General features: G+C 68.8%; 19 protein-coding genes and 1 pseudogene. 18 read left to right on the top strand and 2 right to left on the bottom strand.

The window, feature by feature from the left end; all coding sequences use genetic code 11:
• Nucleotides 1–179: 179 nt before the first annotated feature.
• Complete coding sequence (locus ABZ719_RS35245) at nt 180–668, bottom strand: hypothetical protein (protein ID WP_366729246.1); 489 nt, start codon at nt 666–668, stop codon at nt 180–182.
• Between the two features lie 326 nt (nt 669–994).
• Between ABZ719_RS35245 and ABZ719_RS35240 the strand changes: the two genes are divergently transcribed.
• The 18 genes from ABZ719_RS35240 (at nt 995) to ABZ719_RS35155 (ending at nt 19,290) form a co-directional block, all read left to right on the top strand.
• Nucleotides 995–1,642 (top strand): transaldolase family protein, encoded by a 648-nt coding sequence (locus tag ABZ719_RS35240; protein WP_366729245.1) that lies wholly within the window; start codon nt 995–997, stop codon nt 1,640–1,642.
• On the top strand, nt 1,639–2,805 hold the full coding sequence (locus ABZ719_RS35235; RefSeq protein ID WP_366729244.1) for a DegT/DnrJ/EryC1/StrS aminotransferase family protein: 1,167 nt from the start codon (nt 1,639–1,641) through the stop codon (nt 2,803–2,805). Before ABZ719_RS35240 ends, ABZ719_RS35235 begins: the two co-directional genes overlap by 4 nt.
• Complete coding sequence (locus tag ABZ719_RS35230; RefSeq protein ID WP_366729243.1) at nt 2,802–3,572, top strand: NTP transferase domain-containing protein; 771 nt, start codon at nt 2,802–2,804, stop codon at nt 3,570–3,572. Before ABZ719_RS35235 ends, ABZ719_RS35230 begins: the two co-directional genes overlap by 4 nt.
• Before the next feature lie 23 nt (nt 3,573–3,595).
• Nucleotides 3,596–4,597, top strand: a complete 1,002-nt coding sequence (locus ABZ719_RS35225) for a hypothetical protein (RefSeq protein ID WP_366729242.1) — start codon at nt 3,596–3,598, stop codon at nt 4,595–4,597.
• Nucleotides 4,582–5,586, top strand: coding sequence for a Gfo/Idh/MocA family oxidoreductase (locus ABZ719_RS35220; RefSeq protein ID WP_366729241.1), 1,005 nt, complete (start codon nt 4,582–4,584; stop codon nt 5,584–5,586). Before ABZ719_RS35225 ends, ABZ719_RS35220 begins: the two co-directional genes overlap by 16 nt.
• A complete protein-coding gene (locus ABZ719_RS35215; RefSeq protein WP_366729240.1) occupies nt 5,583–6,191 on the top strand; it encodes an SIS domain-containing protein in 609 nt (202 codons plus the stop codon). The genes ABZ719_RS35220 and ABZ719_RS35215 overlap by 4 nt, the downstream gene beginning before the upstream one ends.
• Nucleotides 6,188–7,147 (top strand): NAD-dependent epimerase/dehydratase family protein, encoded by a 960-nt coding sequence (locus ABZ719_RS35210; protein WP_366729239.1) that lies wholly within the window; start codon nt 6,188–6,190, stop codon nt 7,145–7,147. Before ABZ719_RS35215 ends, ABZ719_RS35210 begins: the two co-directional genes overlap by 4 nt.
• Nucleotides 7,140–8,444 (top strand): UDP binding domain-containing protein, encoded by a 1,305-nt coding sequence (locus tag ABZ719_RS35205; RefSeq protein WP_366729238.1) that lies wholly within the window; start codon nt 7,140–7,142, stop codon nt 8,442–8,444. Before ABZ719_RS35210 ends, ABZ719_RS35205 begins: the two co-directional genes overlap by 8 nt.
• A 29-nt stretch (nt 8,445–8,473) precedes the next feature.
• Nucleotides 8,474–9,091 (top strand): HAD-IIIA family hydrolase, encoded by a 618-nt coding sequence (locus ABZ719_RS35200; protein WP_366729237.1) that lies wholly within the window; start codon nt 8,474–8,476, stop codon nt 9,089–9,091.
• Nucleotides 9,036–9,953 (top strand): aminoacyl--tRNA ligase-related protein, encoded by a 918-nt coding sequence (locus ABZ719_RS35195; RefSeq protein ID WP_366729236.1) that lies wholly within the window; start codon nt 9,036–9,038, stop codon nt 9,951–9,953. Before ABZ719_RS35200 ends, ABZ719_RS35195 begins: the two co-directional genes overlap by 56 nt.
• Nucleotides 9,946–11,256 (top strand): glycosyltransferase, encoded by a 1,311-nt coding sequence (locus ABZ719_RS35190; protein WP_366729235.1) that lies wholly within the window; start codon nt 9,946–9,948, stop codon nt 11,254–11,256. Before ABZ719_RS35195 ends, ABZ719_RS35190 begins: the two co-directional genes overlap by 8 nt.
• Nucleotides 11,253–12,332: a Gfo/Idh/MocA family oxidoreductase gene (locus tag ABZ719_RS35185; RefSeq protein ID WP_366729234.1), complete on the top strand. Its 1,080-nt coding sequence runs from the start codon at nt 11,253–11,255 to the stop codon at nt 12,330–12,332. The genes ABZ719_RS35190 and ABZ719_RS35185 overlap by 4 nt, the downstream gene beginning before the upstream one ends.
• A complete protein-coding gene (locus tag ABZ719_RS35180; protein WP_366729233.1) occupies nt 12,329–13,303 on the top strand; it encodes an aldo/keto reductase in 975 nt (324 codons plus the stop codon). The genes ABZ719_RS35185 and ABZ719_RS35180 overlap by 4 nt, the downstream gene beginning before the upstream one ends.
• Before the next feature lie 110 nt (nt 13,304–13,413).
• Nucleotides 13,414–14,322: an ABC transporter ATP-binding protein gene (locus ABZ719_RS35175; protein WP_366729232.1), complete on the top strand. Its 909-nt coding sequence runs from the start codon at nt 13,414–13,416 to the stop codon at nt 14,320–14,322.
• The gene (locus ABZ719_RS35170; RefSeq protein WP_366729231.1) at nt 14,319–15,083 is read left to right on the top strand and encodes an ABC transporter permease; all 765 of its coding nucleotides are present in this window, start codon (nt 14,319–14,321) and stop codon (nt 15,081–15,083) included. Before ABZ719_RS35175 ends, ABZ719_RS35170 begins: the two co-directional genes overlap by 4 nt.
• Nucleotides 15,084–15,091: 8 nt before the next feature.
• Nucleotides 15,092–15,913, top strand: coding sequence for an ABC transporter permease (locus ABZ719_RS35165; protein WP_366729230.1), 822 nt, complete (start codon nt 15,092–15,094; stop codon nt 15,911–15,913).
• Nucleotides 15,910–18,273: a glycosyl hydrolase family 28-related protein gene (locus ABZ719_RS35160; protein WP_366729229.1), complete on the top strand. Its 2,364-nt coding sequence runs from the start codon at nt 15,910–15,912 to the stop codon at nt 18,271–18,273. The genes ABZ719_RS35165 and ABZ719_RS35160 overlap by 4 nt, the downstream gene beginning before the upstream one ends.
• Nucleotides 18,274–18,828: 555 nt before the next feature.
• Nucleotides 18,829–19,290 (top strand): hypothetical protein, encoded by a 462-nt coding sequence (locus ABZ719_RS35155; protein WP_366729247.1) that lies wholly within the window; start codon nt 18,829–18,831, stop codon nt 19,288–19,290.
• Here ABZ719_RS35155 and ABZ719_RS35150 read toward each other — a convergent pair.
• Nucleotides 19,215–19,541 (bottom strand): annotated as a pseudogene (locus ABZ719_RS35150) (IS110 family transposase); the annotation flags it as partial. The gene ABZ719_RS35155 and the pseudogene ABZ719_RS35150 sit on opposite strands and share 76 nt — an antisense overlap.
• Nucleotides 19,542–19,698: the final 157 nt, after the last annotated feature.

The raw sequence follows: 19,698 nt of genomic DNA, 5'->3' as shown, positions 1-19,698 counted from the left end.
AGACCGCCCCCTTGTGGATACCGCATGCCCCGGTGATATCGCAGAGGACTGGCGCCCGTCAGCCCCTACGACACCACGAGTTCAACCTCAGTAACAACACGCTGCCTCACCGTCCCCCTGACACGGCCTCCGACTGACCGACAACACGCTTTCAAGCTCAGCAAATCACCGGTAGGTCTTCAGCGAGCCGTGGGGGACTCGTTCAGGCCTTGGAGCAGCGCGATGTCGTGGTGATCCACGTCCCGCAACACGTAGCCCTTGCGGAAGGTGAGTTGCTGGGAAGCTGACAGGCACGGGATGACGCGTCCCTCCAAGCGGCCGATGGTGAAAGCCCCGCGCGGATAGAGGAAGCACCCGCCCTGCAGGTCGGCCTGCCGCCCTACTCCCTCTGCGTCGAAGACGACCGGGTGCAGGTCCACCCAGCGGCTGCCGTCGGCGGCGAGTTCCGCACGCGCCGGCCGCTGGTCCGTCTCCATCCGGTAGCCGAGCGAGGCCAGGGCCTCGAGGGCCGCTTCCTCCCGGGTCGCATCCAAGGCCAGGTCGACATCTCGGTGTTCACGCGTGTGCCGTCCCACCAGCACATCCACCCCCCACCCTCCGGCGACCCAGCACGGTGTGTCGGCGGAGTGCAGAGCGTCCAGCACGTCGAAAAGGTCTGCAATATCCACCGAAGCCACCCGCCTGAAGTCCCGAGGTTCCGAAGGCACCTTACAGAGACTTGCAAGTTTTCGACGGTCCACCCATCTCTCAGCGCGCCGGGGCACATCACCTCAAACCCGCGACGTGTACACAAAAGAGTACACATCCAAAAGTCATTCAATTAGGGCAAGTTGCCGTGCAACATGTCGGTCTTAGCGATACACGAGCAAATCGACTGAAGAGTACGGATAATCTCAACCTGTGCCGCGAGAGGTCTTGTTCTTCCAATGTTCTGTCGCTATTTTGCTCATCCAGTCAGTACATTTGATCTGACAGGGTGGGGAATTTGCTGTACTTGGACTCAGCCACAGCCACGGACTGCGCCGACTGGCGGGGAACAGGGATCGTCTCCGGCGTCACCACCAACTCGACCATCCTGGCCAGGTGCGGAGCCACGTCGGTAACCGCCACGGTCCGGCAGATCTTGGCCTGCGGGCCCGACGAGGTGCATGCCCAAGTCCTCTCCGAAGTCGATGAGCAGGCCTTCCTTCAGGCCATCGCACTAGCCGCCATCGACCCACGGATCCGAGTCAAGATCCCTTTCGTCACCTCCCAGGGACGAAGCAGGGCCGCACTCATCCGGCGTGTGCGGGAAGCCGGGGTCCAGGTCAACATCACGGTCTGCACCTCGCGCGCAGAGCTCTACGCGGCCCTGTCGCTCGGACCGGAGTATCTGAGCATTCTCTGGTGCCGCACCCGTGACGCTGGGGAGGATCCGGCTGCGGTGGTGCAGGCCGTCGCGACCCGCAGGAGTTCGACCGGCTCCACGACGAAACTGGTCATCGGGAGCATCCGGGAGCCCGACGACGTCACTGCGGCGCTCGACTCCCCCTGCGACATCGTGACCGTGCCCCCGGCCGTCCTCGACAAGTGGCTCGTCAGTCCGCGGAGCGTGGAAATGGCTCGCCAGTTCGCGAACGATGCCGCCGGGCTGGACGCGTGAGCGATCAGACGACCCGGGTGCCCTTCGCCGCCCCGCTCATCGACGGGGAGGAGATCGCTGCTGTCACCGAGGTGCTGCGCAGCGGCTGGATCGGTACCGGCGCGGTGGTGCGTGACACCGAGAGTCGCTTCACCCGGTACCTCGGTGTGGAGCAGGCTCTGCTGCTCAACTCCGGTACAGCCGCGCTGCACCTTGCGCTCCTTGCGCTCGGGGTGGGGGAAGGCGACGAGGTGATCGTGCCCACGAACACCTTCACGGCCTCCGCGGCTACCGTCGTGCACGCGCACGCCACACCCGTCCTGGTCGATGTCGAGCCGCACCGGCTCACCATCGATGTGGAAGAGGTACGACGGCATATCACGCCCCGCACCCGAGCGGTGATGGCCGTACACTTCGCAGGTCGTATGGCAGACGTCGGAGCGCTCCGCCGAGTGTGCGACGAGCACGGCCTGGCGCTGATCGAGGACTCCGCCCACGCACTGCCCGCCCAGCGTGACGGGGTGTCGCCCGGTCGACTCGCCGACGCGGCGGCGTTCTCGTTCTTCGTCACCAAGCCGCTCACCAGCGCCGAGGGCGGGCTCCTGGTCTTCCATCGCGCGGACCTGGCCGACCGGGCCCGGATCCTCGGTGCGCACGGCATCGACCGCGATGCGTTCGCCCGGCATCGCGGAGAACGCTCACCCCACTACGACGTGGTCGCACCGGGCCTGAAATACAACATGCCGGATGTCGCCGCAGCCATGCTCCGCTGCCAGCTCGAACGCTCCGACGCGCTGCGGGAGCGCCGAAGGATGATCGCCGAACGGTACATCGCGGAGCTGGCCGGCCTGCCCGGGCTGCTCCTGCCCCCGGTGGACACCCCGGGAGACTCATCGTCCTGGTATCTGTTCGTGGTCCAGTTACCCGAAGGCACCGACCGTGACGCGCTGGCGTCGCAGCTGCGTGCACGCGGCATCGGTACCAGCGTCCACTTCAAGCCGCTGCACCAATTCAGCTACTACCGCGACGAGCTTCCCTCCGCCCGTGTGTCGTTCCCTGTCGCCGACGCCGCGTACCCGCGGCTGCTGTCCCTGCCGATCTTCCCCGCGATGTCCGACGAGGATGTGAAGGCCGTCATCGCGGCCCTGACGGCAGAGCTCTCACGACCGGAGGCCCGGCGATGAGTCAGGTGGTCGTCCTCTGCGGAGGGCTCGGCACCCGTATGACGTCGGTCAGCGGGCCTGGGCAGAAATGCATGATCCCTGTCGCAGGCATTCCCTTTCTGGGGCATGTTCTAGACCGGGTGGTCAACCCGCCGGTCGACGACGTCCTCCTCCTCGCCGGCCACGCGGGTCAATCGGTGCAGGAGTTCGCCGAGACCTGGTGCCGGCGCCGGCCCCCGTCAAACCACGGGAGGCGCACCTCGTGGGCCGCCCTTCGCCCGACGGTCTTCGTCGAATCCGCACCAGCGGGCCCCATCGGGGCCCTGCGCAAGGCCATCGATCACTTGGCGGACGAGTTCCTCCTCGTCCTGGGCGACGTACTACCGCCCGAGCGAGCCGAGTTATGGCTTCACCTGTTCCGTGTGCTGCACGAGACGGGCGCGGCTGCCGTGATGAGTGTCGCCACCGAGGCACGCTCCCGCGACCAGGGCAACGTCAGCATCCAGGGCCCCTGGGTCACCCGGTACGACAAGACGGTCGCCGCCCCCTACATCGACCGCGGGATCCGGTTCCTGAGACGTGACGCCCTCGCCCGCCACGCCGGTGATCTCGACGGCCCCTTCTTCGGGTCCCTCGCCGAGCGCGGAGAGCTCGCGCAGTGGAGCTGTGACGAGCCGATCGTCGAGATCGGCACCCCTGAGCGCTGGCGAGCCGCCTGCGCCGCCCTCGCCGACCCCCTGACGCCGCAGGCCCTCCTGCCCGGCCGAGTCGAGAGGCCGTCTCAATGACCACGGTTCACAGCTCCGCGCCGATGCGTATCAGCATCGCCGGCGGGGGCAGCGACCTGCCCGAGTACTATCGCCTCGGACCGACCGTCGTGGTGGCTGCGACCCTCACCCACCGGGTGCACGTCTGTGTGGCCGACGAGCCGGATCGCGCGGCGGCCGCACTCGAGGCCCAGGGCAGCGAATGGAGTTACCTGCTCTCCGCGGACGGGTCCGCACACCACCCGTACCACGCTGCCGCGGCGGCCACCCTCAATCTGAGCCGCCTCCCCCACATCGCCGTGGGCTCGCCCGTGCCGCCCGGTTCGGGGCTCGGCGGCTCCGGGGCCTACTGCGTGGCGCTCATCGACGCACTCCTGCAGTGGAGCGGCAGTCGCCTGCACCCGCGGAAGATCGCGGCGCTCGCATTCCGGCTGGAGCGCGAGGTTCTAGGTCGCACAATCGGCCAGCAGGACGCCTGGGCGGCTGCCCTGGGCGGCGTGCAGCGCATGCGTTTCGCGGCAGACGGATCAGCCACCACGTCCCCCAGCTCCGGCCTGTCCACCGCATTGACGCAGCTCATCCACAACGGACTACTGCTGTACCGCGTTCCCGGTACCCGCGACGCCTCCCGCGTTCTGGCCGAAGCACCGCGCGTTACCCCCGACCAGCACCGTCAGGCCTTGGATGCCGCCGCACGGACCGAACAGGCCTTCCTCAGTGGCGACATCCAAACGGTCGGTGCCGTCCTGCGCGCGCACTGGGCGCGGAAGACCGCCGCAAATCCGGCAGCGGATCATCCCGTGTGCCACCGTGTCGAGCAGGGCTCCGCAGCCGCCGGCATTCACGGCTTCAAACTCATCGGCGCCGGAGGCGGGGGACACCTGCTCATCGCTGCCGACCCCACAGCCCTCGACCTGGCCGAGGCCTTTCTGCACCGCCTCGGGCTCATCCGCGTCCCCTTGCGCCTCTCCCAGGAGGGCCTCGTCTCCACGACAGGCACCGGTGAGCCCGGTCGACAGGAGGACAAGCCATGCGCGTCGGCATGATCGGAGCAGGCCTGCAGTGCGGACGACGCATCCCGGCGCTGGGCCCGGACGACGCCCTGGCCGCCATCGCCGCACCCGACCTCGACCAGGCACGGGCCCATGCGGAGCCGGTGGGGGCCAAGGTCTTCGGCCGCTGGGAGGAACTGCTCGCCCACACCGAGCTGGACGCGGTCATCGTCGCTACACCTCCCGACACCCACCTCGCCGCGACGGTCACCGCACTGGCCGCCGGCAAGCACGTGCTGTGCGAGAAGCCACTGGCCCGCACCAGTGACGAGGCGGCACGTATGGAGGCCGCGGCACAGGCTCACGGCAGGGTTCTGCACTGCGGGTTCAACCACCGCTTCCATCCCGCTGTCCGCACCCTTGCGCGTAGCATCTCCGCCGGCGAACACGGCAGGCCCCTTTCCGCCCTGGGCGTGTACGGATACGGCTTCCGCGCCGGATACGGCGACGAATGGCGCGCCGACCCGGCAGTCGTCTCGGGCGGGCAGCTGATGGAGCAGGGCATTCATCTGGTGGACCTGGTGGACGCTCTGTTGTGGCCGGTCCATGACGTGATCGCCCACACGCAACACTCGTTCGGACTGCCCCCGGGCATCGAGGACGACGCCCATGTGATGCTCCGCTCGGCCGCGGGCCAGGTGGCGATGATGCGCAGCAGCCTGAGCCAGTGGCACAACCGCTTCCTGTTCGAAGTGACCTTCGAGCGCGCGACCGTTCGTATCGACGGACTCACTGGTTCGTACGGCGAACAGACCCTGACGGTCGAGAAACGTGACGACGGGCCCTTCGGTGCGCAGATCACGCGCTTCCGAGGCCCTGACCGGTCCTGGGCCGCCGAGTGGACCCACTTCCGCGAGCTGGTCGCGCAGCACCCCGCCCCAGACCCCGATCCGTCCGGCCGACGTGCTCTCAGCGTCGTCGAGGCCGCCTACCGCTCCATTGAAGCGGGTCGCTGGACCCCCGTCAGCAAGGAGAACCGATGAGTCTGGCCAGCATCACGGCGCTGCGCGACGCGGCTGCAGCCGTCACGGCGGACCTCGACACAGCCGCCCTGGACGCCGCCGTCCGAGTGCTCGCAGAATGCCGCGCCACCCGTGGCATCGTCCTGTCCGCCGGGCTCGGCGGGTCCAGTTCGACCGCCTCCCACTTCGCGGCAGATCTGACCAAGTTCACCCGCTCCCCCCAACAGCCGCACCTGCGGTCCGTCGCGCTCCTGGACAACATCGCCTGTCACACCGCCTGGACCAACGACGATGACCCGGGGCTGGCCCTCGCCCACCTGGCCGAGCCCTGGCTGCCCAGCCACCCCGGCGCGCAGGACGCCGTCGTTCTGTTCTCCGTCCACGGCGGCGCCCGCGACGCCTCCGTCTCGCGCGGCCTGGTCGAACTGGCCGCGTACGCCCGCAAGCAGGGCGCCATGGTGATCGCCGTGACCGGCTTCGACGGCGGAGCCACGTCCGACCTGGCGGATGTCCACATCAACGTCCCGCTGCGCCACGAACCGCTCGCCACTCCCGGCATCGAATCGGTCCATCTGCTCGTGGCGCACGCCCTGTGCCTCGCCCTGACCGACGGAGGAACCCGATGACCGCGGCGCGCACCTTGGTCACCGGCGGCGCCGGCTTCATCGGAAGCCACGTGGTCGACCATCTGATCGCGAGGGGCAACGCTCCCGTCACCGTGGTCGACAACTTCTCCAACAGCACACGCCGCTGGGTTCAGGACCACGAGCACAGCGGCGCCGCGCACGTCCACAAGCTCGACGTACTGGACACCGATCGCCTGGCGGATGTCCTGGCGGACGGGGTGGAGCGGGTCATCCATCTCGCCGCCAGCGTCGACATGCGCATCGGCCTGGAGGACAACTGGGTCGACGTCGAGCAGTCGGTCCTCGCCACCCGCTCCGTGCTGGAGGCCATGCGCAGGGCCAACGTGCGGCAGATCGTCTTTTCTTCCTCCTCGACGGTCTACGGCGAGGTCACCCGACGCCCGACCGCCGAGCACCACGGCCCGATGCTGCCGATCTCGGTGTACGGCGCCGCGAAGCTCGGCGCAGAGGCACTCATCTCCTCGTACTGCCACCTCTACGACTTCCGCGCCGGCATCTTCCGCTTTGGCAATGTGGTGGGCGGGCGAATGAACCATGGCGTCATCTACGACTTCCTCAGCAAGTTGCGCAAGAATCCGCGTCGTCTGGACATCCTGGGCGATGGGCGGCAGCGTAAGAACTACTTCCTCGCCGAGGACTGCGCACGCGGGATCGTCGACCTGCCCGCCGCTGCCAAGACCGACCTCCTCGTCGCCAACCTCGGCTCGGCCGAGACCGTCACCGTCACCCGGATCGCCGAGATCGTCCTCGAGGAACTGGGCCTGGACGCAGAGATCGTGTACGGCGGCGGCGAACGAGGCTGGCCCGGCGACGTACCCATCGTGGAGTTCGACCTGTCTAGGGCCCATGCACTGGGCTGGCGCAGCTCTTGCGAGTCCGAGGACGCGATCCGGGAGGCTGTACGACGCCAGATCGGAGAAACCGAGCGTGCCTGACGTCCTGCTCGTCGGCGACTGGCATCTGGCGTCCGTCACCGCCGCCGGTCTCCTCCGGCTCGGGTACGCCGTCCATGTACGGCCCGACGCCTTGGACGCAGCGGCCGACGAAGCCTTCGACACCTTCGCTCGTGGGGAGCGCTGCGCCGGTGAGCCCGAAGTCGCCCAGTCCCTCACCGCCGCGCACGGTGCGGGGGCCTTGCGCCCTGTCCTGAACGAGGAGCGGACAGCCGAGGTCCTGCGCAAGGCGGTGTTGACCCTCGTCGCTCACGACACCGCGACGGCCGTCGACGGGACCCTCACCGATCCCCGACCGCCGACCGCGCTGCGCGAGCTACTCGCCCACCCCGACCGCGGCGGCCCGGTGGTCGCCCTGAGCCAGCTGCGCGCGGGCACCTGTGACGCCGCTCTCAGCGACACGGGCCTGCCGGCCGACAGCGCCGACCTCGTCCACCTGCCGGAGAACCTCCGACTGGGCCGAGCCCTCTCTGATTTCCTGCGGCCAGCCCGAACCGTCGTAGGCTGCAACGCACCTGAACTTCCGGGTCCAGTAAGCGAGTTGCTTGACCTGATCGCGTCCGTCAACGAGCTGCGTATGACCCTGGCCGAGGCCGAACTGGTCAAGCATGGCACCAACGCCTATCTCGCACTCTGCATCACGCTTGCCAACGATCTGGGGACCATCGCCGGAAGTCTCGGTGCGGACCCGGTCACCGTCCTCGACGGCCTGCGCGCGGACGACCGGGTTGCCGACAGGGCCCCGCTGCGGCCCGGAGAGGCCTATGCCGGCGCGACCCTGCACCGCGATGTCCGCGCGCTCATGGAGCAGGGTCGGCCGATCGGCCGCGACGGTCTGTTCCGCGCGATCGCACACTCCAACGCGGTCCATGCCCTCGCCCCTCTGGCCAGACTGGACCGAGAACTCGAGGGTGTGGGCGGCCGGACCGTCTGCCTGCTGGGGCTGACCTACAAGCCCGGCGTGTCCACTCTGCGCGACTCCCCGGCGCTGCGGCTGGGCCGGGAGCTGACCACTCAAGGCGCGTCGGTGACCGCGTACGACCCGATCGCCGAGCAGGTGGATCTCGGCGAGATCCACCGGGCCACGACGCTCGCCGAAGCCGTGGCTGCAGCGCATTGCACCGTGCTGATGGTGGAACACCCGGCTTTCACCGAGCCGGACCTCTTCAAGGGGGTCCAGCCGAGGCGCCCCCTGCTCATGCGGCTCACCGGCACCGAGCGGCGCACTCGCGTGCCAACTCCGCCGGGGTGGAGGTCGGTGGACCCGTGGAGCGGCTGAACGCGTCTGCGTCACATCGACCTTGGTGCGTGTTCTTCGACCGGGACGGCACCCTGAACGCCCAGGTATGGCGGGCCGGTCGGCGTACATCCGCGCGCCACGAGCGAGAGTGGGCGGCCTTGCCCGGCGTACAGGAATGCTTCGGGCGGCTTCGCGCGGCAGGTGCGCTGATCAGCCTCGTCACCAACCAACCCGACCTGTCCCGTGGCCTGGTCGACCGCGCCGCACTGGAGCGGATGCATCACCGACTCGGCCCGCTGGACGGCGTCTTCGTGTGCCCGCACACGGCGTGCCAGCGCTGCGCCTGCCGCAAACCCGCCGGTGGGCTCCTGCGCCAGGCCGCCGGACAGCTGTCCGTCGACCTCTCCGACAGCTACGTCGTCGGCGACCGCCCCACAGACGCCCAGGCGGGCATCGGTGTCGGTTGCACGGCGATACTGCTCACCCCTCGTATTCCGCCACGGCCCAGCATGGTTCCCGGACTGCACTACGCCGCGGACCTCGTCGACGCCGCCGACACCGTGCTGAGACATCGCCGCACCGAGGCGGATCGGCACGGGCACTGTCCGCCTTCGTCCAAGGAGACCCCCGATGAAGCTCGGCACCATTCTCGACCAGTCCGAATTCGGCGACCTCTACGGCGGTGACGTCGTGGCGGAGGCGCTGGACCGCAAGTGGATCGAAGAGTTCGCAGAGGGCCAGTACGTGTACCGGGCCCCCTGGGTGCGTGTGTTGCGACGCCTGCAGAGCGAGATACTCGACCGTGCCTATGCCAACGGCTTCGAGGAGTGGCTCTTCCCCCGCCTGATCCCGCGGGAGGCCCTGGACAACTTTCGGCTGAGCCAGTACGCGCCCGAACTCCTGGTGCCGGCAGGAGCGTCCGGCGATCAGGTCCTCGACCCGGTCCAGTGCATCAGCCTCTACCACCTGATGCGCGGCCGCCAACTGCCGCCGGACGAGCTGCCTTTGCGCATAGTGGAGACCCTCGGCGGCTGGACCTGGCGCAACGAGTTCAGCGCCGAACTGGATGGTCCCATCAAGGCCCGTGAGTTCCTGCGGGTCGAGCACGTCTTCTTCGGCACCCGGGAGCAGGTCCGTGCCACCCGCGGCGAAGTGCGCCGCACGCTCACCGAGCTACTCACGGGCTGGGGCCTCAGCTGGCAGGTGGTAGCCGCCGAGGGCTGCATGGAGATCCCCTCCCTCGTCCAGGCCCAAGACGATGCGCAGACCCCCGACGAAGTGCCCGTGCAAGACATCGAGGTGCCGCTCAGCAGCCACCGGCCCGACCGTGCCCGGCCGGGTTGGGCCGACCACTTCGACGAGCGGTTCGACCTCCGGGAGATTTCCGGCTGTTCGGCCGAGGGCACCCACCAGACCGAGAGCTTCCGCATCACGGCCGACGGCCAGGAACTGTGGAGCGGCTGCTGCGGCATCGGCATGAATCGGCTCGTGGTGGCCTTCCTGTACCGGCACGGCTTCGACGCGTCTTTCAAGGTGCTCGATGCCTGAGCATCGGCTGGCCGTCCTGCTCCTCACTAACGAGGGCTTCCGCCAGGTGGACGGTGGTGTCGCCCGGTACATCCACAACATCCTCGACGCCCGTGACGACGTCGCCGCCCTCGCGGGCAAGCGCGGGATCCAGGTGGAGTGGCATGTCGCCGAACGCGCAAACTGCGCGGGTCTGGACGAACAACGTTTCGCGCAGGCCCTCGAGCGCTACGTCCACCAGGGCTCTGTCCGCTACCATCCGCTGGCCGACCCCCGGGCCCACAGCTGGGAGGTGGACCACTTCGAACACTGCGTCGCGCTCGGCGCGGCCGCGGGGCAGGCTGCCCTGACCGTCGCAGGCGGGGCCGACTCCCTGCTGGTCGTCTCCGGGATGAGCATGTTCGCCATGGCCGCGCGCTTCATCATACGGGCGGCCGATCAGTTCGGGCTTGCCGCCAGCTACGTCCACATGACGCACAACCCCGTCCTGCGACCTGGCGGAGATGCCGAACTTCCCGAGACGTACGCCGACTCCGTCATGGGCAACCTGGCCCGTTCCGATCCGCGTGTGTCCATCGGCTGGGAGTCGCACTGGATGCGTCGTCAGTACCAGCAGGTCTACGGCATACCTGACGACAAGACCCTGTACGCGCGCGCCGGTGTGCCTACCGACGCCGCCAAGTTCCGGCCGGGACCGTCGAACGGCGCGCTCCTGGAGCAGCTCGGGATCCCCACCGACCGTGATCTGGTGGTCAGTTGGGGGCGCGGCGTGGCGGAGAAGGGGTTCCACAAGCTGGTGGACGCGGCGCGCCTGACCGAGGACCGCCTGGTTCCGGTGATCCTCAACCCACGCCCGTATCCGGATCTGGAAGAGCACGCGCGTCGCTCCGGATCCCCAGCCGTACTGCTCCACGGTCAGGACGACGAGGTCCTCACCGCGCTGTGCCAGTGGCCCAGGACACTGTGTGCCGCGTTCCTGTCGGAGCGCGAAGCCGCCTCGGTCACCCCCATCGAGGCCGCACTGATGAACAACGGTCGCGGCCTCGTGCTCGCGGTGCTCCCCACCGGGGTCTACCCGGAACTCGTCGAGCACGGCGTGAACGGTCTCGTGGCGGCCGGTCGCGACACGGCCGCCGCCGCGGCCCTGCTGACGGCCGTCGTAGAACTGCCGCGTGGCGACAGAGAGGCGATGAGCCGCGCGGCCTGGACCCGGGCCCGCGACGAGCACGACTTCCGCACCAACTGGCGGAGCTCGTTCAAAGCCATGCTCGAACGGCATCTCACAGTGATCGACGGTCCGTCCCGGAAGGAGGCCACGGTATGAGTACCGAGAAACAGACCTGCCTCGTCATCGGCGCGGGCCCGCGCGGCACCGTACTGGCGCGGGCTCTGTCCGGCCACCCCGATGTGTCCCTGGTGGGGGTGCTGGAACCGTCACCCGTCGCGGCCGCCGCCTTCCGCACGGAGTTCCCGCAGGTTCCCGTGCACACCGATGCGGCAGAGGCACTCAGAACCATGACGGCGGACTTCGCCGTGGTCGCGACACCGCCGCAGCGCCACGCACGGGACGCGGTGGCCGTACTGGATCACGGTTTGGCGGTGCTGGTGGAGTGTCCGATGGTCGAGAGCCGGGAACAGGCGGAGGCGGTCGCCGAAGCCGCTACCCGCTCCGGGCGGCCCGCGGCGATGGCCGAGTCGTTCTGCTATCTACCGGCCGTGCAGTCGATGAAGCGACTCATCGACGTGATGGAGCTGGGGTCGGAGGCGGCTCCGCCCCTCGTCCTCGGTGGTGAGGGGCACTACCTGGAGATGGACACGGGGCTCGTCCCGGGTGGCTGGCGCGACGACTACGCCATGGCGCGGTACATCACGCACGGCCTCGGACCGCTGCTGTACGCGACCGGGCAGCGCGCCAGGCGCGTGATCGCTCTCGACCCGCTCGGCCGGGTCAGCAGGGCCCAGGGTGCGCTGATGCCCAGCGCTCTCGTCGAGACTGACCGTGGTGCGGTGTTCTTCACCGCCAACAGCGGTCTGACGCCGCGTCCGCTGACGCGCTGGACGATAGTGGCCGACGAGTGGTCCGTGGAGAGCGATCCGCAGGGTACCTGGGAAGGACCATTGCGCGTTTTCGACCGTGCCGGCAGCGAGCAGGCCCAGGGCGGATGGCGCAGCGAGCCGGTGGACCCCGCCGCCGTCTACGACGACCTGTGGGGCATGGGGTTTGAACCGGAGCGGCTCATGCTGCGCCGCTTCGCCCGGGAACTGGCGCACGGAACGCCGGACATCGGCCTCGAACTGTCCCTCAACATCTCCCTCGCGGGTGTCGCCGCCGAACGGTCCGGACGCGGCCGCGGCATCCCGGTCGACATCGACCCCGTGGTTTCGGCGGTGGGCCCGTGAACGGCCGATCCGCGCCGGACACGGCACAGGTGCGCCCGCCGGCCCCGCACCTGGGCCGCCTCGGCCTGGGGGCGTGGCTCTTCGGGTGGGAAACCCCCGCCGACGAGGCACGAGCCCTGATGAAGCAGGCGCTGGACCACGGCATCACCTACTTCGACACCGCCAACAACTACGCGTCCGGCGAATCCGAGCGGATCGTCGGAGCGTTCCTGAAGGGAATCCGCGACGAAGTTTGTATCGGCACCAAGGTGTTCGCGCCCTTCGGGCCGGACGCAAGGGACCGCGGGCTGTCCGCTCAAGCCGTGCACCGTGCGGTCGACGGCTGTCTGCGAAGGCTCGGCACCGACTGTATCGACCTGCTCCATCTGCACCGCCCCGATCCGTCGGTGGCCGAGGATGACACCGCTTCCGCGCTCGGCGACCTCATCAATGCCGGCAAGGTCCGTCAGGTGGCGACCAGCACCTTCCGCGGCCCTCAGATCGATCGGATGCAACACGCTCTGCGGGCACGGTCCTTGCCTCCTGCAGTGCTGGACCAGGCGCCCTACTCCCTTCTGGAACGCACGGTGGAAAGCGCGGCAGCGGACTCGCTGCGCTTCTGGGACATGCGGCTGACCGCGTGGAGTCCGCTCGGCGAAGGACTACTCACGGGCAAGTACGCACATCCGCGGGCCGACGGGCGGCTGCTGCGCTGGGGAGACGAGCACCGTCAGCGGTTGCGCGCCGGGATTGGCGCCGCGTCCGAACTCGGCGCCGTGGCGGACACCCATGGCCTGACACTGCCGCAGCTTGCCCTCGGCTGGCTGGCGTCGCGACCGCTGGTGAGCACCGTCCTGATCGGCGCGCGGACCAGCGACCAGCTCGCCACCTATCTGGAGGGCATCGACACTCCTCTGCCTCCGGGAAGCGAGGCGGAGATCGACCGGATCGTCCCACCCGGCACCAGCCTGCTTCAGCACTACACCACCTAGGAAAGGCCGTACGGTGCCGGCCCCGTACCGTTCGGGCCGGCGCCCGGGGGCTGCGCACAGCGACGAAGACGTAGAGAGGGACGCCAGACATGCCGGAACAGGAGCCGCTCGTGAGGGCCGAAGCGCTGGTGAAGCGATACGGCGACCACACGGCGGTGGACGGTGTCGCATTCGAGGTCCGGCCGGGCCAGGTCTTCGGACTGCTCGGGCCCAACGGGGCCGGCAAGTCCTCCACGATGCGGATGATCAGCTGTGTGTCCAAGCCGACGGCGGGTTCGCTACGCCTGTTCGGTCTGGACGCGGCCACGCACGGTCCCGCGATCCGTGCGCGGATCGGGGTCTGTCCCCAGCAGGACACACTGGATCCTGAACTGACGCTCCGGCAGAACCTGACGGTGTTCGCGCGCTACTTCCGCATTCCGCGTGCCACCGCCGCCGCTCGCGTCGGCGAGCTCCTCGACTTCGTCCGACTCACAGACCGGGCCGACGACCGCGTCGACTCGCTCTCCGGTGGGATGAAGAGGCGTCTGAGCATCGCTCGCGCCATGATCAACGAGCCGGAACTGATGCTCCTCGATGAGCCCACCACCGGACTCGACCCCCAGGCACGCCACCTGCTGTGGGAGCGGCTCGACCAGCTCCGCCGACGTGGCGTGACACAGATCCTCACCACGCACTACATGGACGAGGTGGAGCAGCTGTGCGACTGGCTGGTCGTCGTGGACGGCGGCCGTGTCGTCGCCACCGGCACACCTGGCAGGCTGATCGCCCAGCACTGCACCAAAGAGGTCGTCGAACTGCGTCTGCGCCAAGACGTGTTCCCCGAGATTGAGCTGGCCGGCCTCGGGCTGCGCATGGAGTTGCTCGCCGACCGGGCGTTGCTCTACGCCGACGACGGGGAGGCAGCGGCAGCGGCGGTGCACCGCCGGGGCATCGACGTGCACAGCGTCCTGGTGCGCCGAAGCAGCCTCGAGGACGTCTTTCTGCACCTGACCGGCCGGACGCTGGTGGATTCATGACGTCCCTGGCGGTGGCCGTCGGCGCGCACCTGCTCACCAGGTACCGGCACACCTGGCGTGACTCGGTGTTCAACTCCTTTCTGCTGCCGCTGTGTCTGCTGGTCGGCATCGGCTGGTCTGTCGGCAGGCATGTGGGCCCCGGCCAGGCTCTGGGGGCGCCCTACTTCTCCTACGTCGGTACCGGACTGCTGGCCGCGTCGGTCGTTCAGATCGGAGCGGCCGAGTCAGCCTGGGCGGTGTTCGGCGGATTCGAATGGAGCCGCATCTACCACGCCATGCGGCTCACTCCGGCCCAGCCGGCCGAGATCTTGACCGGTCATCTGGCAGCCGTCGTCGCCCGTGCGACACTCGGCGGAGTGGGCTTCCTTCTCGTCATCGAGGCGTTCGGCGTCGGGCACAGATGGACCGCTCTCGGGATCGTCCCCCTGCTGCCGGTGTTCGCCCTTTCGATCGCCGCCCCGGTGATGACGTTCAGCGCCACGATCCGCCACGCCGGCATGTTCGACGTGCTGTTCCGTCTCGGCATCGTGCCCATGGCGATGTTCAGCGGCATCTACTTCCCGCTAGACGTGCTCCCTGCGCTGCCCCACGCCCTGACTCAGGCGCTGCCTCTGGTGCACGCCGCCGGCCTCTCCCGGATGCTGCTGCTCGGCACGGGCACGGCCAGGGAAGCGGTCGTGCATCTCCTGTGCCTCGCCACCTGGACGGTCATCGGCACCGCTCTCGCCCGCCGGGCTTTCGACCGACGCCTGGCGGACTAGGAGGAATCGTGACCGCATCCACTGCTCTCACCGGTCCTGCTGGACGGCCAAGGCGAAGGATCCACCTCGCCCACGTCAACGCCGTGTTCCTGCGCAACGTTGAGGCGGCTCGCCGCGCCTCCTCGGTCTGGGTCCTGTTGTCGGGCTTGTTCGAGCCCGTCTTTTACCTGGGCGCGGTCGGCTTGGGAGTCGGCACTCTGATCGGTGATCTGTCCGTCGGCGGACAGACCGTCGGCTACGCCGCGTTCGTCGCTCCGGCCATGCTCGCCGCCTCGCTGATGAACGGCGCGGTGTCGGAATCGACGTTCACGTTCTTCACCCGGCTGCGGATGACGAAGGTGCACGACGCCACCGCCTGCACACCGGTGACCTCCACCGAGACCGTGTGCGGCGAGGCACTATGGTCGGTGGCCAAGGGCGCCGTGCACGCTCTGTCCTTCCTCGCCTTCCTGTGCACTCTCGGCCTGCTCGAACCCGGGCGCGCACCCTTGCTGTTCATCGCCTCGCTCCTGGTGAGCGCGGCCTTCTCGGCCCTAGGTCTCGCCCTGGCGCTCCTCCTGCGGGGCACCCACCAGTTCGACCGCGTGAACCTGGTGACGTTCACGATGTTCGTGTTCTCCGGTACGTTCGTACCGACCGAGGACTACCCCGCGGGTCTCGAATCGCTCGCCGAGTGCACGCCCCTGACCCAGGCCGTCGATCTGATTCGCCAGCTCGCGCTCGGGACGGACTTCTGGGCCATGGCCGTTCCCTGTGCCTATCTGCTCGCCCTTGCCACGGCCGGCTTGCTGCTGGCCGGCCGGTGGGTGGAGAGGAGCTTGCACGCATGACCGAACGAAAGCCTCTCTCTGCTGCGGCGGAGCCAGCCGTGCACCGCGCCGCGGACGCCCGGACCAACGGGACGCTCGTCCACGCCGACGGAGCGCGCAGCCGACTGGTCGCAGAATCGATCGCCCGCACGGGGGTGGAACTGTCCGGTCACGGCGAGTACGTCGAGTTCCTGCTCACGGAGCCCGCGGACGCGCTGACCGTGCGCTACTCGCTACCAGATGCCGCGGGCGGCGGCGGCCGCACCTCGGTCCTCGTGGTCGAGCTCGACAGAGCGGAACGCCATCGGCTGACACTGACGTCTCGCTACTCCTGGTACTACGGTGCCTATCCGTTCACGAACGACCCCACGGCCGGCCGGGCACACCACTTCTACGACGACGCGCACCTCCTTCTCGGGCGTACCTGTGCGCCGGGGACCCGCGTGCGGCTGCGGCCCGCCGCGGGTGCGGACGTTCCCGTCGTCATCGACGTGGCGTGCTTCGAGGAGTCCGGCGGGCCCGCACCGCCGCCCGAGAACGCCCTGTCCGCCCTCGACTTCGGAGCCGACCCCACCGGTGTGCTCGACTCGACCTCGTCTCTGCAGTCCGCCGTCGATGCCGGTAGCGCTGCGGGGCGCGTCGTCTGGCTGCCACCGGGCGATTACACGGTGACCGGTCACCTCATTCTGGACCGGGTCGCAGTGCGCGGCGCCGGTCCCTGGTACACCGCGTTGCGCGGTGCGGGTGTCGGCCTCTGCACCCCCCGTGCGCCCCACCCCGGCAGCAAGGTGCACATCTCCGGGATCGCAATCTTCGGGGACGTCACCGGGCGGGACGACTCGGCCCAGCTCAACGGTATCGGGGGCGCGCCAGGTGGTGGTTCTGTGCTCGAGGACCTGTGGATCGCCCACACCAAATGCGGCATCTGGCTCGACGGCCCTTTCGAGGGCCTGACCATCCGTGACGTACGCATCATGAACACCACGGCCGACGGCATCAACCTGCACCGCGGTGTCTCGCAGGTCACCGTGACCGGCTGCCGTCTCCACAATACCGGCGACGACGGCATCGCCCTGTGGTCCGACGAACTGCCGAACCACGACGTCACCATCGACTCCAACACCGTCCTGTTGCCCCTGCTGGGCAATCACATCGCGGTGTACGGCGGGCACGACCAACGCATCACGCGGAACGTGCTGACCGATTCGGTCACCGAAGGCGGCGGCATCCACGTGGCCAACCGCTACGGTGCGACGCACCTGGCCGGACAGATCCTGATCGAGGGCAACCGTCTGACCCGGACCGGCTCTGGTCACCCGAAGTACCGGGCCGGCGTCGGTGCCCTGTGGCTGCTCGCCGACGATGCGCCCATGACCGCGGAGATCACAGTCCGGTCCAACGTTCTCCAGGACAGTGCTTACGCGGCCGTGCAGTTGAGCGGCTCACGGATCGACGGCGTGCACCTCGACGGCATGGCCATCGACGGCGCGGGTACCTGCGCACTCCAACTGCAGTCGAGCGGCTCGGCGCACTGCGCCCGGGTCAGCGCCTCGCGCCTGGGCATCACCGGGGTGCACCGCCCGGCGGCGGAGTTCGAACTCCGGCTCGGCCCGGGCAACGAAGGCTGGACCGACGAGCGCCGTGACCTTCCCTCCGACGGTTCCCTACGCGTCTCAGCAACCCGCCTGGACTTCCCGGCCACAAACCCCCAGGCCACCGCCGGGCCCAGGAGCATCCAGATCGAGAACCCCGGGCCCCTGCCGGTTCACGTGCACGAGATCGAGGCCACCGGTGACTTCACTGCCCAGCCGACAGAGCCGCGCGTCATCCCGCCCGGAGCGACCGCCTCCTTCGGTGCGGTGTTCTCCCCGTCCACCACAGGTCGCCGCATCGGCGTGCTGACCGTGCACACGGACGCTCCCCGCAGCCCGCTCCATATCGACCTGGCCGGCGTCGGATTCGACCCTGCCGGAGACAGGGCACTGGGACGACCTGTGCAGGCGAGCACGGCCATGGGCGGCTTCCCGCCCGAAGCCACTGTCGACGGCACCCCCACGACCTGGTGGCAGAGCGACGGTTTGGGGTTCCCGCAATGGCTGCAAGTCGACTTGGAGGAGCCGGTACCACTGACACGCATCGTGCTACGGACACCCGAGACCTGGGACCCACGTACTGAGACGGTGGCGGTCGAAGCCGGCCGCACACAGTTCGGCCTCAGGCCCGTCCTTCCACCTGCGCCCTGCCACTTCACCCCGGACCTCATGAACGAGGTCGTTCTCCGGACCGACTGCACGGCACGGTTCATACGTCTGGTGATCACGCACAACACAGCCTGGAACGGGGCGGCGCTCTCCGCCTTCGAAGTACACGGGAAGCACTGACACGGCAGGTGTATGGCTTGATCAGCCTCGGCGAGCTCACGTGGCGGCCCGCGGACCTCCGCGAGGGGCCGCCTTCGCTGCGCCGGTCTTCGGCGAGTCAACCTGGCTGGTCACCCACGCCGCCCGGACCGACCGCCGGCAGGAGGAAATGCGAGTGCCGGTTATTACGTCTTCGCATGTCACGCGGCATGTGCGTTCGTGGAGGATGCCGCCGAGTCGATCACGTCGGCGGACGTCGAGGTAATGGAGTCGGCCCGGGTCGGTGATCGGTTCCGGGGCCGGCAGAATCGGTGCCGCCCTGTGCAAGGTGCGGTGCGGCCGATGTCCGTCGTAGTACACCTCGAACTCGTTGAGCAGGTGGGCCTGGGCACCTCGCGTTCCAGGCTCTCCTTCACGGCTTCCAGCCTCGCCGCGCGCCAGGCCGGAGTCAGTCATGGAGAGGGCCGTCCCCGGGTGGCACCAGTTGCACCCCCGAACCGGACACCTGCGTGATGGACCGCCCCTGACCTCGGGGCCTACGTTTCCCTCATGACTGTATGCGCCCGTCTGAGGCACGTGATCCGCAAGCCGTTCCGGGGAGTCGGGCGACCGGTCGCGTTCCTCGCGTCCGGTGTTCTGATCCAGCTCGGTGTGCTGCCTGTCGTGGGGCTGCCCTGGATGCTCTTCGTCCCGGTCTCGGTGGACGCGATCCTGCTCGCGGTGTTCGTGCCGCTCGCGGCCGTGGCGCTGACCGGGCCGGTGCTGACGGCGGCGCAGCACGGCCGCTTCCGCACCCGGCTCGGTGTGGAGATCCCTGCTCCGTTCCCGGGCGGGGCGATCGCGGTTGAAGGCGTGGTTGCGGTCCCCGGCGGCGCGGCGTCAGTGGACGTATCGCCTGCTGGTCCTGGCGGGGACCCTGGTCCTGCTGCTGTGGGCGGTAGGACTGGCGGCCGTCTCGGCCTCGCGTCGGGGGCTTCGGTCTTCGCCTCGCCCGGATACAGGCCGGCGATCCGGTGCATGGCCAGTCCGGGCAGGTAGGCGACCTGGCAGTCAGTGTCCCGGGCGACCGTGAGCGGCAGGGCTCCGACGGAGGCCGGCTGGTCGACGATCACCAGCAGGGTGCCGAACTTGGTCTTCAGCCTGGTGAAGACCTTTCGCAGTCTGGGTTCGGTGTTGGGCAGCTGCTTGTCGAAGACCTTCTTGCCGGCCGAGGTGAGTCCGTGCCCGTGATGGTTCGTCTTGCCGACGTCCAGGCCCAGGAACACGCCTATCTCGTCGTTGTCGTACAAGCCGTCCTCCCGAACGAATCGCGTGCGTGCTGGCCGGGGCGTTGGCGTCGTGCGCGCATCCACGTTACTGATTTCGGCTCGTCGGGGTGAACCTTCATGAAGTCTGTGAGGGACCCGGAGTGATGCCTGTATCCCATGGTGTGTGAGATATGCGGAT

The organism is Streptomyces sp. NPDC006743, from assembly GCF_040703815.1.
Classification (GTDB): Bacteria; Actinomycetota; Actinomycetes; order Streptomycetales; family Streptomycetaceae; genus Streptomyces.
Note: the sequence above shows the minus strand (reverse complement) of the source record. Positions and strands in the feature narration are given on the sequence as shown.